The sequence below is a fragment of the Actinokineospora iranica genome (genome assembly GCF_900101685.1).
Taxonomy (GTDB): Bacteria; Actinomycetota; Actinomycetes; order Mycobacteriales; family Pseudonocardiaceae; genus Actinokineospora; species Actinokineospora iranica.
Window position 1 is genome coordinate 25,685 of record NZ_FMZZ01000007.1, and the last position, 15,158, is coordinate 40,842.

19 protein-coding genes are annotated in these 15,158 nt (G+C 71.2%); 13 read left to right on the forward strand and 6 right to left on the reverse strand.

Annotation, left to right across the window (positions count from 1 at the left end; translation table 11 throughout):
- Positions 1 to 9: 9 nt before the first annotated feature.
- The 6 genes from BLS56_RS15605 to BLS56_RS15630 all read left to right on the forward strand — a co-directional run bounded on the left by BLS56_RS15605 (position 10) and on the right by BLS56_RS15630 (position 6,426).
- The gene (locus tag BLS56_RS15605) at positions 10 to 441 is read left to right on the forward strand and encodes a type II toxin-antitoxin system Rv0910 family toxin (protein WP_091450977.1); all 432 of its coding nucleotides are present in this window, start codon (positions 10 to 12) and stop codon (positions 439 to 441) included.
- Positions 441 to 1,304, forward strand: a complete 864-nt coding sequence (locus BLS56_RS15610; RefSeq protein ID WP_091450981.1) for a MaoC/PaaZ C-terminal domain-containing protein — start codon at positions 441 to 443, stop codon at positions 1,302 to 1,304. Before BLS56_RS15605 ends, BLS56_RS15610 begins: the two co-directional genes overlap by 1 nt.
- Before the next feature lie 4 nt (positions 1,305 to 1,308).
- A complete protein-coding gene (locus BLS56_RS15615) occupies positions 1,309 to 2,190 on the forward strand; it encodes an SDR family oxidoreductase (RefSeq protein ID WP_091450983.1) in 882 nt (293 codons plus the stop codon).
- Entirely contained in the window at positions 2,187 to 4,370 is a 2,184-nt protein-coding gene (locus BLS56_RS15620) for an acyl-CoA dehydrogenase (protein WP_091450986.1), read from the forward strand. Before BLS56_RS15615 ends, BLS56_RS15620 begins: the two co-directional genes overlap by 4 nt.
- A gap of 79 nt (positions 4,371 to 4,449) precedes the next feature.
- Positions 4,450 to 5,274 carry a hypothetical protein gene (locus BLS56_RS15625; RefSeq protein ID WP_091450989.1) on the forward strand — a complete coding sequence of 275 codons (825 nt, stop codon included), beginning with the start codon at positions 4,450 to 4,452 and terminating at the stop codon, positions 5,272 to 5,274.
- Between the two features lie 144 nt (positions 5,275 to 5,418).
- Entirely contained in the window at positions 5,419 to 6,426 is a 1,008-nt protein-coding gene (locus BLS56_RS15630; RefSeq protein WP_091450992.1) for a DNA topoisomerase IB, read from the forward strand.
- A 397-nt stretch (positions 6,427 to 6,823) separates the two neighbouring features.
- On the opposite strand, the gene BLS56_RS15635 is transcribed toward BLS56_RS15630, so the two are convergent.
- A complete protein-coding gene (locus BLS56_RS15635) occupies positions 6,824 to 9,205 on the reverse strand; it encodes a glycoside hydrolase family 65 protein (RefSeq protein WP_091450994.1) in 2,382 nt (793 codons plus the stop codon).
- A gap of 70 nt (positions 9,206 to 9,275) precedes the next feature.
- Positions 9,276 to 10,010 (reverse strand): HAD family hydrolase, encoded by a 735-nt coding sequence (locus BLS56_RS15640; RefSeq protein WP_091450997.1) that lies wholly within the window; start codon positions 10,008 to 10,010, stop codon positions 9,276 to 9,278.
- Positions 10,011 to 10,090: 80 nt separating this feature from the next.
- Here BLS56_RS15640 and BLS56_RS15645 point away from each other — a divergent pair, with 80 nt between their 5' ends.
- Positions 10,091 to 10,462 carry an STAS domain-containing protein gene (locus BLS56_RS15645; RefSeq protein ID WP_091451000.1) on the forward strand — a complete coding sequence of 124 codons (372 nt, stop codon included), beginning with the start codon at positions 10,091 to 10,093 and terminating at the stop codon, positions 10,460 to 10,462.
- A 368-nt stretch (positions 10,463 to 10,830) separates the two neighbouring features.
- The gene (locus tag BLS56_RS15650; protein WP_091451003.1) at positions 10,831 to 11,094 is read left to right on the forward strand and encodes a WhiB family transcriptional regulator; all 264 of its coding nucleotides are present in this window, start codon (positions 10,831 to 10,833) and stop codon (positions 11,092 to 11,094) included.
- A 124-nt stretch (positions 11,095 to 11,218) separates the two neighbouring features.
- On the opposite strand, the gene BLS56_RS15655 is transcribed toward BLS56_RS15650, so the two are convergent.
- A complete protein-coding gene (locus BLS56_RS15655; protein WP_407640523.1) occupies positions 11,219 to 12,016 on the reverse strand; it encodes an RNA polymerase sigma factor SigF in 798 nt (265 codons plus the stop codon).
- Complete coding sequence (locus BLS56_RS15660; protein WP_091451006.1) at positions 12,013 to 12,423, reverse strand: hypothetical protein; 411 nt, start codon at positions 12,421 to 12,423, stop codon at positions 12,013 to 12,015. Before BLS56_RS15660 ends, BLS56_RS15655 begins: the two co-directional genes overlap by 4 nt.
- A 162-nt stretch (positions 12,424 to 12,585) precedes the next feature.
- Here BLS56_RS15660 and BLS56_RS15665 point away from each other — a divergent pair, with 162 nt between their 5' ends.
- Positions 12,586 to 12,807 (forward strand): hypothetical protein, encoded by a 222-nt coding sequence (locus tag BLS56_RS15665; protein ID WP_091451010.1) that lies wholly within the window; start codon positions 12,586 to 12,588, stop codon positions 12,805 to 12,807.
- A gap of 68 nt (positions 12,808 to 12,875) precedes the next feature.
- On the forward strand, positions 12,876 to 13,295 hold the full coding sequence (locus tag BLS56_RS15670; protein ID WP_091451012.1) for a CBS domain-containing protein: 420 nt from the start codon (positions 12,876 to 12,878) through the stop codon (positions 13,293 to 13,295).
- 75 nt (positions 13,296 to 13,370) lie between these two features.
- On the opposite strand, the gene BLS56_RS15675 is transcribed toward BLS56_RS15670, so the two are convergent.
- Positions 13,371 to 13,616, reverse strand: a complete 246-nt coding sequence (locus BLS56_RS15675) for a DUF6480 family protein (protein WP_091451016.1) — start codon at positions 13,614 to 13,616, stop codon at positions 13,371 to 13,373.
- Between the two features lie 113 nt (positions 13,617 to 13,729).
- Between BLS56_RS15675 and BLS56_RS15680 the strand changes: the two genes are divergently transcribed.
- From BLS56_RS15680 to BLS56_RS15690, 3 genes are read left to right on the forward strand one after another with little or no spacing between them, the layout of a single operon-like run.
- Positions 13,730 to 14,146 carry a phage holin family protein gene (locus BLS56_RS15680; RefSeq protein ID WP_091451018.1) on the forward strand — a complete coding sequence of 139 codons (417 nt, stop codon included), beginning with the start codon at positions 13,730 to 13,732 and terminating at the stop codon, positions 14,144 to 14,146.
- Entirely contained in the window at positions 14,143 to 14,559 is a 417-nt protein-coding gene (locus BLS56_RS15685) for a DUF3618 domain-containing protein (protein WP_091451020.1), read from the forward strand. The genes BLS56_RS15680 and BLS56_RS15685 overlap by 4 nt, the downstream gene beginning before the upstream one ends.
- A gap of 7 nt (positions 14,560 to 14,566) precedes the next feature.
- On the forward strand, positions 14,567 to 14,827 hold the full coding sequence (locus tag BLS56_RS15690; protein WP_091451022.1) for a DUF4235 domain-containing protein: 261 nt from the start codon (positions 14,567 to 14,569) through the stop codon (positions 14,825 to 14,827).
- A 101-nt stretch (positions 14,828 to 14,928) separates the two neighbouring features.
- On the opposite strand, the gene BLS56_RS15695 is transcribed toward BLS56_RS15690, so the two are convergent.
- A complete protein-coding gene (locus BLS56_RS15695) occupies positions 14,929 to 15,141 on the reverse strand; it encodes a hypothetical protein (RefSeq protein WP_091451024.1) in 213 nt (70 codons plus the stop codon).
- Positions 15,142 to 15,158: the final 17 nt, after the last annotated feature.

Sequence of the window (15,158 nt, forward strand, 5' to 3'; positions counted from 1 at the left end):
AAACCCCGCATGACCAAGATCAGTGTGTCCGCGACCCTGCCCGCCGACCCGGAGAAGACCTGGGCGACCCTGGCCGACCCGGCCCGCTTCGAGGAGTGGCTGACCCTGCACCAGGGCTGGCGCGGCCCGATCCCGGCCGAGATCACCGTGGGCACCACCATGACCGAGGTCGTCGCGGTGATGGGCATGGCCAACAAGATCGAGTGGACCGTCGAGGAGTACGCGCCGCCGAAGTCGCTGCGGATCAGCGGCACCGGCATGGCGGGCGTGAAGGTCTCGTTCACCCTGTCGGTCACCCCGCAGGGCACCGGGTCGGTCGCCGAGATCGACGCGGAGTTCACCGGGCAGATGATCGTCGGCCCGATCGGCGCGGCCATCGGCAAGAACACCCGCGGCGAACTGGAGAAGTCGCTGGCGCGCTTCGCCGAGCTTGTGGCCTGATGGCCGAGTTCGACACCGCCGCGATCGGGCAGTGGACCGACCCGGACACCTTCGAGGTCACCGCGGAGCGGATCGCCGCCTACGCCGAGGCCACGAACGACCCCATCGCGCGGCACCGGTCGGGCGAGGTCGCCCCACCGGTGTTCGCGGTGGTCCCGGTCTTCGGGTCGCTCGCGCCCGCCGCGCTGTCGGTCGCGCCGGTCGAACTGCTCGCGAAACTGGTCCACGGCGAGCAGGACTTCCACTTCCACCGGCCGATCCGGCCCGGCGACGTGCTGGTGTCGCGGGCCCGGCCGGTGGGGGTGGCTGGCAAGCCCAACGGCACGGCGGTCGTCGTGCGCACCGAGACCCGCACCGACGCCGGGGAACTGGTCAACGAGCAGTGGATGACCGCGTTCTTCCGCAAGGTGGACGCGGGCGTCACGGTGGGGGAGCGGGCCCCTGGCCACGCCTTCCCCGACGCGCTGCGGGAACAAGCCCCGGTCGCCGAGGTCACCGCGCACGTGGACGACGACCAGACCTTCCGCTACGCCCCAGCCTCCGGCGACCCGATGCCGATCCACCTCGACGACGAGCTCGCCAAGATGGTCGGCCTGCCCGGGATCATCGCGCACGGCCTGTGCACCATGGCGTTCACCTCGTGGGCGGTGCTCACCGAGCTCGCCGACGGCCGTGTCGAGCGGCTGGCCCGGCTCGCGGTGCGCTTCGCCAAGCCCGTCCTGCCCGGCCAGGACATCACCACGCGGATCTGGGCCGACGGCCCAGAGTTCGCCTATGAGACCACTGTGGACAGTCAAGCGGAAGCCGGGGCGGTCGTCGTCAAAGACGGCCGCGCGGTGCTCCGCGAAAGCCAGAAGGGATAGCTCCATGGGAGCACTGGACGGGCGCGTCGCGATCGTCACCGGCGCGGGCCGGGGCATCGGCCGCGAGCACGCGCTGCTGTTCGCCCGCGAGGGCGCCGCGGTGGTCGTCAACGACCTCGGCGGCGCCAACGACGGCACCGGTTCCGACGCCGGACCGGCGCAAGAGGTGGTGGACGAGATCCTTGCGGCAGGCGGCTCGGCGGTGGCCAACACCGACAACGTCGCCGACTGGGCGGGCGCGGAAGCGCTGGTGCGCCAGGCGGTCGAGGCGTTCGGCGGGCTCGACGTGCTGGTCAACAACGCGGGCATCCTGCGCGACGCGTTCATCGCCGGTATGACCGAGCAGCAGTGGGACGCGGTGATCGCGGTGCACCTCAAGGGGCACTTCGCGCCGCTGCGGCACGCCGCCGCCTACTGGAAGGACCGCGCCAAGGCTGGCGAGCCGGTGGCCGCATCGGTGATCAACACCGCCTCGGCGTCCGGCACGTTCATGCCGAACGCGGGCCAGGCCAACTACGGCGCGGCCAAGGCTGGCATCGCCGCGCTGACCCTGGTCGCCGCCGACGAGCTGGAGCGCTACGGGGTGCGGGTCAACGCCATCGCCCCGATCGCCAGGACCCGGCTCACCCTGGCCACCCCGGGCATGGGCGCGCTGTTCGCCGCCGAGATCCCCGAGGGCGAGTTCGACCCGTTCAGCCCGGCCAACATCTCCCCGCTGGTCGCCTACCTCGCCCGCGAGAAGTGCCCGTTCACCGGCAAGGTGTTCGCGGTGCAGGGCGGCGCGGTGTCCGAGCTTTCCGGCTGGCACGGCACGCGGACCGTCGAGGGCGACGGCCCGTGGACCTCCGACGACATCGAGGCCCGGCTCGCGGAGTGGGTGCGATGAGCGGCATCGGACTGACACCGGAGCACGCCGCGCTCGCGGACTCGGTGCGCGCCTTCACCGAACGGCACGTCACCCCTTCGGCGCTGCGCGCCGCGGTCGACGCCCGCGCCGAAGTTCTTCCCGGCTACTGGTCCGCGCTCGCCGAACAGGGCCTGCTGGGGCTGCACGTGCCCGAGGCGCTGGGCGGGCAGGGCGCTGGCCTGGTCGAACTCGCGGTGGCGCTGGAGCAGTGGGGCCGGGCCGCGGCGCCTGGCCCGTTCACCGGCAGCGCGCTCGCCGCCGCGCTGCTCGTCGCCGCCGACGCCAAGGTCACGCCCCAACTCGTGCCCGGCCTGGTCGACGGGACGACGGTCGGCGCGGTCGGCCTGGCGTCCGGTGTGGACGGTTTGCGCACCGCGGCCGGACTGTTGCTGTCCGGCAAGGCCGTGGGGGTGCTCGGCGGTGTGGTCGCCGATGTTTTCCTGCTCCCCGTTGGCATCGACGGCGAGACCCGGTGGGTGCTGTTGCGCGCAGGCGAGGTCTCGGTGTCCGAAGAGGACAGTCTGGACGTCGCCCGGCGCTCCGCGCTCGTCGCGGTCGACGGTGTCGAGGTCCCGGCCGACCGGGTGCTCGACGGGCTCGCCGACGACCGCGCCCGCGCGCTGGCCGCGGTCGTGCTCGGCGCCGAGGCGGTCGGCGTCGCAGCCTGGTGCGTGGCCACCGCGGCCGAGTACGCCGCCGTGCGTGTCCAGTTCGGCAGGCCCATCGGGCAGTTCCAGGGCGTCAAGCACAAGTGCGCGGGCATGGCCGTGGAGCTGGAGCGCGCCCGCGCGGTCGTGTGGGACGCGGCCAAGGCGCTCGACGCGGGCGAGGACACCGCGCCGTTCGCCGCGGCGGTGGCGGCCGTGGTCGCCCCGGACGCGGGCGTGCGGTGCGCGGCCGACGCCATCCAGGTCCTCGGCGGCATCGGGTTCACCTGGGAGCACGACGCGCACCTGTACTACCGGCGCGCGTTGACCCTGCGCGGACTGCTTGGTTCGTCCGGACAGTGGACCGACCGGGTGGCCGAGCAGGCGCTCGCCGGGGTGTCCCGCGCGGCGGAGATCGACCTGCCGGAAGACAGCGCGGAGATCCGCGCCCGGGTGCGCGCCGAACTCGCCGCCCTGGCCGACCTGCCCGAGGACGACCAGCTCGTGCGCCTCGGCGACGAGGGCTGGGTGCAGCCGCACCTGCCGCGCCCCTACGGCCGCGCCGCCGGGCCGGTCGAGCAGGTGGTGATCGCCGAGGAGATCCGGCGGGCGGGCATCGCGCTGCCGGAGCTGCTGATGGGCGGCTGGGCCGTGCCCGCGATCGTCGCCTACGGCACCGAGGAGCAGAAGGAGCGGGTGGTCGTGCCGACCCTGCGCGGGCAGGTGGTGTGGTGCCAGCTCTTCTCCGAGCCGGGCGCGGGCTCGGACCTCGCGTCGCTGACCACCCGCGCCGAACGGGTCGAGGGCGGCTGGAAGGTCACCGGGCAGAAGGTGTGGACCACGGTCGCCCAGTTCTCCGACTGGGCCATGCTGCTGGCCCGCACCGACGCCTCCGGGCCCAAGCACGAAGGCATCACCTATTTCATCCTGGACATGTCCAGCCCCGGGGTGACCGTGCGCCCGCTGCGCGAGGCGACCGGGTCGGCGCTGTTCAACGAGGTCTTCCTGGACGGCGTGTTCGTTCCGGACGACTGCGTGGTCGGCGAGGTCGGCCAGGGCTGGGCGGTCGCCCGCGCCACTCTGTCGAGTGAACGGGTGGCGCTCGGTCGAGGGAATGCCTCGTACCCGACGCTGGCCGATCTGCTCCGGTTCGCGGGCGGCCGCGCGCTGGACCCGGTGGCGCGCCGCGAGGTCGGCGGGTTCGTCTGCGAGAACCAGGCGATCGACCTCATCGGCGCCCGCGGCGTCCTGCGGCAGCTTTCCGGGGCGGACGACGGCACGGCGGCCAGTGTCGGAAAACTGCTGTCCATGCGGTTCGGCCAGCGGATCGCCGAATTCTGTGTCGGCGAACTCGGCACAGCGGGCGTGGTCTCGGTCGCGGGCGAGCCAAGCGACCGGTGGATGGACCAGGTGATCGCGTGCCGCGCGATGACCATCTACGGCGGCACCACCGAGGTCCAGCTCAACGTCATCGGCGAGCGAATGCTGGGCCTGCCCAGGGACGCGGCCTGAGCGGACACCGATCGCACCCGTTGCGCCATTCGGGTGCGATCGGTGTCACAGATCACCTCGGTCGGGCGATACTCTCCCCGTGACCGATCTCTGTATCGATGAAGGGCGCTCAGCCGACCCCGAGTCGTCCACCCCCGTCGTCGGGACTTACCCGTTCGGGCGGCCGGCCACCAGGCGCCTGCCCCGGCTTCCGGAGACCGACAGCGCAGCGGTCCTGGTCCTGGGTGTCTACCCGAGCGCGCTGCACGTGCGCTGGGCCCGGCCCGGCGGCCCGCCGATCGCCGCGCTGGCCGTGGACGACGAGCCGACGGTCTTCTGGACAGGCCACAACCAGGCCGAGCGCGTCGAGTGGTGGCGGCGGCAGGTGGGCTGGCGGCCGGAGTGGGGCGCGATCAGCCCCGCGGGCGCCAACGGCGGCTCCGGCAGGCTGGTGGTCACCGACGTGCTCGAACCACTGGGCCTGGACCCTCGGTCGGCCTACTTCACCGATTGCCTGCCGACGTACTTCGTGAAGCCGGGGGAGCGCCAGGACCGCGCCATACGCGAGTACGACGAGTTCGCCGTCGCCGCCGGGCTTTCCGCGTCGGTCTTACGCAGACGCCCAGACAAGCGCGACCTGGTGCGCATCGCGGTGCAGACCGAAGGCTCCGAACTGCTGCGCCAGTTCCGTGACTCCGCCGCGCCGACGGTGGTGACCCTGGGAAAGGAAGCCGCCGACGTCTTCGCCGCGCTCACCGGAACCGACCGGGTGCCATTCCGCCTCACCGGCGAATACGGGGTGAGCCGCGCGGTCCCGCTCGGCGGCCGGGAAATCCGGTGGATCCCATTGGTCCACCCCGGCGTGCGCCGCGACATCGGCTGGCGCAACTGCCATGCCCGCTGGGTCCTGTCGCAGCGGAGTTAGTGCTGTGGTCGGGAACATCCACCGCGTTCGACCCGCCCACGACGTGCCTGACGGCACTGCCGGACCCGCCGACAGTTTCCGGTCACAGCAATAGTTTGTCCTCCCGCGCCCCGGGGAATGTCGCCGTGGACGCGAGGAGGACGGATGCGGCTGCGGCGCAGCGACTGCGCGGGTCCTGGGATTCGGCGGGTGCGCCGCGGCCGGGGTTTCGGCTATGTGGACGAGAACGGCCTCCGGGTCACCGACCCGCAGGTGCTCGACCGCGTCCGCGCCCTGGCGATTCCGCCCGCGTGGCGCGACGTCTGGATCTGTCCACACCCCAATGGCCACATCCAGGCGGTCGGCACCGACGACGCCGGGCGCAAACAGTACATCTACCACGAGCAGTGGCGGAAGGAACGCGACGAGGAAAAACACGAGCGCGTTCTGGCGCTGGCCCGCCGCCTCCCTCGCGTGCGCGAACGCATCCACGCCGACCTGACCCTTCCCGGGCTGCCGAGGGAACGGGTTGTCGCGGGGGCGCTGCGCATCCTCGACCGGGGCGTCTTCCGCGTCGGTGGTGAGGAGTACGCGGAGGAGAACGACTCCCGTGGCGTGTCGACTCTGCTGCGCGGGCACGTGACCATGCGGGCGGGGGAGTTGCGGTTCCGGTTCCCCGCTAAGAGCGGCATCGAACGGGTGGCGGCGATTCGCGATCCCGAGCTGGCCCGGTTGATCGGCGCGCTGCGCCGTGGTCGTGCAGATGACGAGCGACTGTTTGTGTACCGAGTGGACGACGCGGTGCAGCATCTGCGGGCGGCAGAGGTGAACGAGCGGTTCAAGGAGTTCGCGGGAGACCGTTTCACGGTGAAGGACATGCGAACCTGGACCGCGACGGTGCTCGCCGCGGCCGAATTCGGCGCTCGGTCGGTTCCCCGGTCGAAGACGGCGGCCAAGCGGGCTGAGGCTGAGGTCATGCGGGCGGTCGCCGAGCAGTTGGGGAACACGCCCACGGTGGCCCGGCAGTCCTATGTGGACCCCCGGGTGGCTGAGGCGTTTCGGGACGGTCGGACCATTGAGGCCGCGTTGCGGCGGATCGGGGGCGGTGATGTGAGTGCTCCGGAGGTTCGGGAGTCGTTGGAGCGGGCTGTTCTGCGGTTGCTGCGGTCGTGAGAGGTTTCTGGCTCTGCGGGGGCTGGCTCTGGCGGGGTTGCTCGATGGGGTGGAGTGGTTTCTTCGGGGCCCCTACGAAGGAAGATCCCGTCGCGGGGAAAGACGGGTGGGGAGCCTTCGGCCCCACGACCACGGCGAGTTTAGGGATCTTCCTTCACCCCCAAAGAAACCACTCCACCCCATCGAGCACTGGGCGGGCCTCGGTTCGGCCTGGCAGATGCTCGGGGGTGCTTCTTGACCTCAGTTGGCAACTGGGAGGGCCGGTAGGGGCTTCGTGGGAGCCGGGTGTATTGGTCCGCCCCGATCGAGCACCTGGCAGGGCCAAGTACGGCTGGCAGGGGACGGGTTTGCTTCTTGACCCACCGGGCACTTGGTGGCGTTTGTGGACAACTTGTCGCTATGCGGGGGTGCTGGGGGTGGCTGCTCCGGTGTCGAGGATGTGGGTGGAGCGGCGGGGTTCGCGGCCGGGGGGTGGGGTGGGGGTGGGGTAGTCGGGGGTGGGTGGGATGGGGATGGTCAGCCTGGTGGGGCCGATCTCGATGGGTTCGCCGTGGTGGGCGGTCGGGACCGGGTCGCCGGAGACCAGGTGGTAGTGGGCTTGGGTGGGTTCTATTTCGACTTGGATTCTGCTGCCGCGGAAGGACATTCGGAAGGCGACGCGGTGCAGTGCCGAGGGGAGGCGGGGGGCGAAGGTCAGTGCGCCGCTGTGGTCGCGCATTCCGCCTAGGCCCGCGACGACCGCCTGCCACGCTCCGGCGAGGGAGGCCATGTGCAGGCCGTTGCGGACGTTGCCGTGCAAATCGTGCAGGTCGGTCAGGGCTGCTTCGGCCAGGTAGTCGTAGGCGAGGTCCAGGTGGCCGCATTCGGCGGCGATCACCGACTGGGTGCCTGCCGACAGGGATGAGTCGCGGACGGTTCTCGCCTCGTAGTAGGCGAAGTCGCGGGCCTTCTGTTCGAGAGTGAAGGCGTCGCCGCGGAGGTGGAGGGCCAGGACCAGGTCTGCTTGCTTGACCACCTGTTTGCGGTAGAGGTCGAAATAGGGGTAATTGAGCAGGAGGGGGTAATGGTCGTCGGGGGTGTTCTCGAAGTCCCATTCCTCGTGTTCGGTGAACCCCTCCGACTGGGGGTGGACCTGCAACAGCTCGTCGTAGGGGACGTGCATTCGCTCGGCCATGTCGCGCCAGCGCTGGGTTTCCCGGGCGGTGACCTCCAGGCGTTTCCCCACCTCGGGGTTGCGCTCGCAGGCGTCGGCGGCTTCCAGGAGGTTCTTCTGGGCCATGAGGTTCGTGTAGACGTTGTTGTCCGCTATGGCGGTGTACTCGTCGGGACCGGTGACGCCGTCGATGCGGAAGCCGTCGTGCGGGTCGTCGTGGCCGAGGGACGCCCACAGGCGGGCGGTCTCCACCAGCAGCTCAGTGCCCTCTTCGCGGTCGAAGTCGGTGTCCAGGGTGGCCGCGTGGTACCGGGCGGTGGCGTCGGCGATGTCGGCGGAGACATGGAAGGCGGCCGTGCCCGCGGGCCAGTACGCCGAGCACTCCTGGCCGTTGATCGAGCGCCACGGGAACGCCGCGCCCGCCTTGCCGAGCACCTGGGCGCGGTCGCGGGCCAGCGGGAGGGTGCTGTGCCGCCACCGCAGGGCGTCGCGGGCCGCGTCGGGCATCGTGTAGGTCAGCACCGGCAGCACGAACGTCTCGGTGTCCCAGAACGCGTGCCCGTCGTAGCCCGGCCCGGTGAGGCCCTTGCCGGGAATGGCCCGGCTCTCCCCGCGCGCCCCGGCTTGCAGGATGTGGAACAGGCCCAGCCGCACCGCCTGCTGCAACTCGTCGTCGCCGTCGATCTCGACGTCGGCTGCGTCCCAGAAGTCGTCCAGGAACGCGCGCTGCTCGGCCAGCAGGCCCTCCCAGCCGGTCTGCAGCGCGCCCGCCAGAGCCGCCTCCACCTGCGCGCGCAGGGCGGGCGCGGACCGCTTGGCCGACCAGCCGTAGCCCAGGTACTTGGTGACCCGCAGGGTCTCGCCCGCGGGGATGTCCGCGGCGATGGTGACCCGCGCCAGGTCGTCCTCGCAGGCGATGTCGGTGCGCAGGCCGTCGTTCGCGGCGATCTCGTGGTCCATCGCCGCGGCCATCCGCAGCCCCGACTCGCGGGTGCGGTGGATCAGCACCGCCCGGCGGTCCTGCGACCAGTGGAACTCGCCGACCAGCGGCGACCTGAGTGCCTGGGCCACCCGAGGGTCATGGGTCTCGGACTCGATCGGTTCGTTGGCCAGCAGATCCGATTGCAGGACCAACTGCATCTCGTCGTGGACGGGCACGACCTCGTAGCGGATCGCGGCCACCGCGCGCTGGGTGAACGACACCAGGCGCTGGGAGCGCACCAGCACGCGCCGCCCGGTGGGGGACTCCCACTCGGTCTCGCGGGAGAGCACGCCTGCGCGGAAGTCCAGGGTGCGGTGGTGCGCGTGCGCTTTGCCGTAGCGCATGTCCAGCGGCTCGTCCTCGACCAGCAACCGGATGATCTTGCCGTCGGTCACGTTGACCACGGTCTGCCCGGCCTCCGGGTAGCCGTAGCCCGCCTCCGCGTAGGGGAGCGCGTGCTCCTCGTAGAACCCGTTGAGGTAGGTGCCCGGCAGCCCGACCGGCTCGCCCTCGTCCAGCGACCCGCGCAACCCGAGGTGGCCGTTGGACAGTGCGAAAGTCGACTCGGTGCGGTGCAGTTGGTCGACGGCCAGCCCGCTCCAGCGCAGCCGCCATGGCTCGGTGTCGTAGCCGGGATCGCTCACTCGTCCACCTCGCAGGTTCGGTGGCAGCACGGGCCCGCGCACTGTGTTGACGGTTCGCTCGCGAGCTCCCTCACGCCGGACCCTCCAGGAGTTCGGCGAGGTCGTTCACCACGACGTCCGCGCCGTGCTCGCGCAGCGCGTCGGCCTGGTTCGCCCGGTTGACGCCCACCACGTAGCGGAACCCGCCGGAGCGCCCGGCCTCGACGCCGGACAGCGCGTCCTCGAAGACCGCGGTCTCCGACGGCGCGGTGTCCAGCGCCCGCGCGCCCGCGAGGAACGAGTCCGGGGCGGGCTTGCCGCGCAGCCGCTCCGCCACGATCGTCAGCCCGTCGACCCGGGCCTCGACGAACGGGGCGAGCCCGGCGACGGCGAGGACGTGCTCGCCGTTCGCCGACGAGGTCACCACGCCGATCTTGAGCCCGGCGTCGCGGGCGGCGCGCAGATAGGCCACCGAACCCGGGTAGGCCTGGATGCCGCGCTCGTCGATCAGCGCCAGCAGCGCCACGTTCTTGCGGTTGCCGACGCCGTGCACGGTCGGGCGGTCCGGCGGGTCGTCCGGCTCGCCCTCGGGCAGCCGGACGCCGCGGGAGGCGAGGAAGGTGCGCACCCCGTCGGCGCGTGGGCGTCCGTCGACAAAGGACGTGTAGTCCAGGGTGGTGAACGGCGAGCGGTCGCCGACCCCGGTGGCGGCCAGGAACTCGTCGAAGGTGCGTTGCCAGGCGATCTCGTGCAGTGCCGCGGTGCTGGTGAGGACGCCGTCGAGATCGAACAGGCAGGCCCGGACACCGTCGGGTAGACCGATCATGACAGCGACGCTACCGTTTCGGGCCTGCCTCGGCAGCGTTCGCGCTGCCGAAACCGGTGTGTTGCTGCGACACTGGCGCCATGTCCGAGGCATTCGACCGGCCTGCTCAGCGCCCGCTGCTCGACGTGGTGCTCGACCGGCACGCCGAGGGCGCCGTGGTGATCCGGCCGAGGGGGGAGGTCGACCTGCTCACCGCCCCCAGGTTCGCCGCAGGCATGTCGGACGCCATCGACGGCGGGGCCACGCTGGTGGTAGTCGACTTGGGCGAGGTGACGTTCTTCGGCTCGGCGGGCGTGGCGAGCCTGGCCAGGGCCGCGGAGCGGGCGATCGAGGTGGGCGCCGGATTCCGGCTCGTGGTGGGCGAATCGATGGCCAGTCGGGTGCTGGAGATCAGCGGGCTGACCCAGGTGCTGGAGATGCGGGCGACGGTCGCGGCCGCGCTCGCGGGCTGACCGGCGTTCGAGAACGGCGCAGCACCCGCGATAGCGGAGAGTGACGGGAAACACCCGAGTGGGGGAACGCAACGGGGGGTTGGGACGTTGAGCCGTATGTCGCCACGCAGAGCAGGACCGGTCGACGTTTCCCGGCGGTGTTCCCCCCGATATCGCTGGACGCACGTCGCTGAACCGGCGCATGGCGGCGAAATGCCGCCGACCGGACCAACCCCCCACCCCAGTCCGGTCGGCGGCCCCGACCCCTCCCGATGATCACTCTGCGTGGCTGGTCGTGCGGCCATGCGGAGGATGACGCGGCCGTCCCGACCGGGCGACCGGACCCCCGCGGGCGTTTTGTCCCCTGACCCCGGGGGTAACGCGAACAGGTGAGCACCGCCATCGAGCCCTGGCAGGACCGCGGCGCCTGCCGCGGGGCGCCCGCCGACCGGTTCTTCAGCCCGGACAACGAGCGGGGCCGCGCCCGCGACCAGCGAATCCGCGAGGCCAAGCGGGTGTGCGCGCGGTGCCCGGTGCTGACCCGCTGCCGCGACCACGCCCTGCGCACCGCCGAGCCCTACGGGGTGTGGGGCGGGCTGGACGAGAACGAGCGCGCGGAACTGCGCAGACGCGGCCGCCGCCGATCCGCCTGACTCCTGGGACTTTCCCGAGGCCTCGGAGCGCGCAAGTGGTCGCCGCGATCGGAGAACCGCGTGGTGATCGGGAGAATCAGGAACCCGGACCGGCCCGAACTGGCCCAAACTGGCCCGAACTGGCTCAGTCCTCGGTCATGGCCTGCCGAAGCTGGGACAGCGTCTTGGCCAGCAGCCTGGAGACGTGCATCTGCGACAGGCCCACCTGGTCGGCGATCTGCGTCTGGGTCATGTTGCCGTAGAAGCGCAGCAGCAAGATCCGGCGTTCGCGTTCCGGCAGCCGTTCCAGCAGTGGTTGCAGCGTCTCGTGGTACTCGACGCCGTCGAGGGCCTTGTCCTCGACGCCGAGCCGGTCGCCCACCGACGCGGTGTCCTCGTCGGGGCCGATCATCTCGTCCAGCGACTGCGAGCGGTAGGCCGAACTCGCCTCCAGTCCGGCGTAGACGTCCTCTGTGGACATGTCCAGGTGCCGGGCGAGCTCGCTCGGGGTCGGCGCGCGGCCCATCCGCTGGGCCAGCTCCGCGGTCGCGGTGTTGACCGCGAGGTGCAGCTCCTTGAGCCTGCGCGGCACCCGGACCGACCAGCTGGTGTCCCGGAAGTGCCTGCGCACCTCGCCCATGATCGTGGGCACGGCGAAGGACAGGAAGTCGCTGCCGCGCTCGGGATCGAACCGGTCGACGGCGTTGATCAGGCCGACGGTCGCCACCTGGAGCAGGTCGTCGTAGGGCTCGCCGCGGTTGGCGAAGCGCTGCGCGATGTGCTGGGCGACCGGCAGGTGGCCGGTCACCAGTTCTTCGCGCAGGGCGGCGCGCTCGGCCGGGCCCGTCCGCGGCTCGGTCAACCGCAGGAACAGCGGCGTGAGGTGGGTGTAGCCGTCGGAACCGGCACGACGAGCCGAACTCGACAGGTGTGGTTGGGTCACGCGGCGGCCGACCTCCTCGCCATACGCAGCTCGATCGCCAGCCGGGCGAACGACTCGCCACCGGAGACCTCGGTCCGCATCGACTCCACCAGGGCGGTCAGCAGGCTCCAGCCCAGCGAGCCCTTGTCGAGCGGGGTGTCGTCGAGCACGGGCACCGTGCAGTGGATGTCGATGCCGTGCGGCGTCGTGCGGAATCGCAGCACCAATTCACTGAAGGGGAGGGCGCGGCTGATGAGCATCGTGCACGTCTCGTCCACGACCAGTTGCAGGTCGGCGATCGAGTCGACGTCGTAGTCGCGCCGCATCGCGATGTTCGCGGCCACCGCTCTTGCCAAGGGGAGTTGGGTCAGGGCGGCGTCCACCCGGAGTTCGACGAGTTCGCCCTCGTCGGACATGCGGTCGGGCATCGCCTCTCCCACTCGCGGTTGCCTTGGCCGCGGAAGGGGCAACGCGCCCATGGCGTGCTCCCACCGATGTCGCGGTTCTGTCACTGACTCCGGTTACCCCGTTCGGCGCGCGCTACACCTAAAGTGCGTTTCGCTGGCCCTCGGCCCGGGAACGCCCCGGGCATGACTCCTCGCCACCCCAGACCGTACGAAGACGACCTGCGGGAATCCGCCTACCGTGGCCACACCGAGGACCGCGACGAGCTGGTCGGCGACGAGCCGATTGAGGTGGACCGCGACGAGGTGGGCAGCCCGACGGAGGCGCCGGAAGAGGCGCCTGGGGTGATCCCGGAAGGCAATCCGGACGACGTCTTGGCCGAGGAACGGCCGCCCGCGGAGGGCTGACGCAGGGTTGAGCGGACGACGCCGGGGTAGCCCGATCGGGACCGCACCTGCTTTCGGAAAGGAGAGATATGACTACCGCTCGGGAGATCATGACGCCGGACGTGAGTTGCGTCCGCGCGTCGGACACCGTGCTGCAAGCGGCGCGGCGGATGGCCGAACTGGACGTGGGGGCGCTGCCGATCTGCGGCGAGGACGACCGGCTCAAGGGGATGCTGACCGACCGCGACATCGTGGTGAAGGTGCTCGCCCAGGGCAAGGACCCGGTGGCGGTGCACGCGGGCGAACTCGCCCAGGGCGAGGCGGTGACCGTGGGCGCGGACGACGACGCCGAGGTCATCCTGCAGACCATGGCCACGCACGGTGTGCGCAGGCTGCCGGTGATCGACGGGCACGACCTCGTCGGCATCGTCGCCCAGGCCGACGTGGCCCGCTCGCTGCCCGAGCCCAGGGTCGGCGACCTGCTGAGCGCGCTGTCCGTGGACGATTAGCCGAACCGATCCTCCCACCAGCTCACAGAGTGAAGGCCACCTCCCGCGACGGGAGGTGGCCTTCACTCTGTGCGCTCAGAAGACCTTCACGATGCCGAGCAGGCTGATGACGGTGAAGGCGACCACCGCGAGCAGCACGATGATCACGAACACCAGCGTGATCATCGGCAGCGCGCGGGAGGGGTAGCGCTCGCGGCGGGAGAGTCCCCGGGTGGTGCTGCCCGACTCGGGCGGGGTGTCGCCGGGCCGGACCCCGCCGCCGGGTTCGAGACCGAGGCCGGGGGTGCGGTCCGGATCGGGGTCCGGGGGAGTGGCGGTCATCGCGCTGCCTTCCTTCTCGTGGTTCGGTTTCCGGCTACCCGGCGACGCAGGTCCGCACACCGCGGCACCCGTCCGAATGAGTAACGACCGTTGATCAGGGGTAGTCCCAGAGCATGACGAATGAGCCGAACCGCACCGAGGAGGTGCGCCAACTGTCCACTGGCGAGCTGGTCGGCAGGCTCGGCGAACAGGTGTCCCACCTGATTCGCGACGAACTCGCCTTGGCGAAGAACGAGCTGAAGGACAAGGGCAAGCAGGCGGGCGCTGGCGCGGCTTTCGGCGGCGCGGCCGCGGTGTTGGCCTGGTTCGGGGTAGGGGCGCTGGTGATCACGGTCATCGCCGCGCTGGCCCTGGCGCTGCCCGTGTGGGCGGCCGCGCTGATCGTGGCGGTCGCCCTGCTTGCCGCAGCGGGGGGCCTGGGGCTGCTGGCCAAGAACAAGGTCCAGCAGGCCACCCCGCCCATCCCGGAGCAGGCCGTCGGCAGCACCCGCCGCGACGTCGAAGCAGTGAAGGAGAGTGCGCACCGATGAACCCCAGGCACAAGCAGGACGAGTTGCGCGAGGACATCGAGCGGGTCCGCGGCGACCTCGCCGACACCGTGGACGCACTGGTCGCCAAGACCGATGTGAAGCGCCGCGTCGGCGAGAAGACCGATGAGGTCAAGGCGAACCTGGCCGACAAGACCGAGGAGGTCAAGGCCACGGTCGCGGAGAAGACCGACGAGGCCAAGGCGGCTCTCGCGCAGAAGACGGGCCACGTCCGGGAGACGCTGGCCGAGCGCGCCCACGAGGCCAGGATCAAGGCGGACGGTCTCGCGGGCCAGGCCTCCGGGCAGGCGAGCCACGCGGTCGAGGTGGCGCGCCGCAAGCCGGTTCCGGTCGGAGTCGCCGCCGCGGTGCTCGCCGCGCTGATCGTGCTGCTGATCCGCAAGCGGACGAGGTGAGACGGTCGTGAAGCTGCTCTACCGTCCCCTCAGCATGCTGATCAGCGTGCTCGGCGGCCTGGTGTTCGCCGCGGTCTTCCGCCGCGTCTGGCGCGCGGTGTCCGGTGACGAGGAAGCCCCAGAGGCCACCTCGCCGGAGCACTCCACCCGGGAGGTGCTCGTCGCCGCGCTGCTCCAGGGCGCCATCTTCGGCGTCGTGAAGGCGGGCGTGGACCGAGCGGGCGCCAAGGGCTTCCGCAAGCTGACCGGAAAACTCGACGACGACTAACGGGCGACTGTTAATCGCAGAGAGTGCGGGCCACCTTCCGACAGGAAGGTGGCCCGCACCCGTATCGATAGGACTGGGTCGATAGGACAGACAGCGAACGGTTAGTCCGGTGGTTCCGCTGCCGGGGGCGTCTGGTCGACGGTGTCCGCCGTCCCGTCGACGGAGGTGTCGGCCTCGGCGTCCTCGCCGTGCAGCGGCACGCGTTCGCGGGTGTGGCTCTGGGCGTACTCGTCCAGCGACGCGGTGCTGCGGTCCAGCATCTCGTCGCGCCCACCGGGGTCGTTGCCGTCGGATTCGCTCTCGGGTCGGGTCACCCCGGACGGGTATCCAC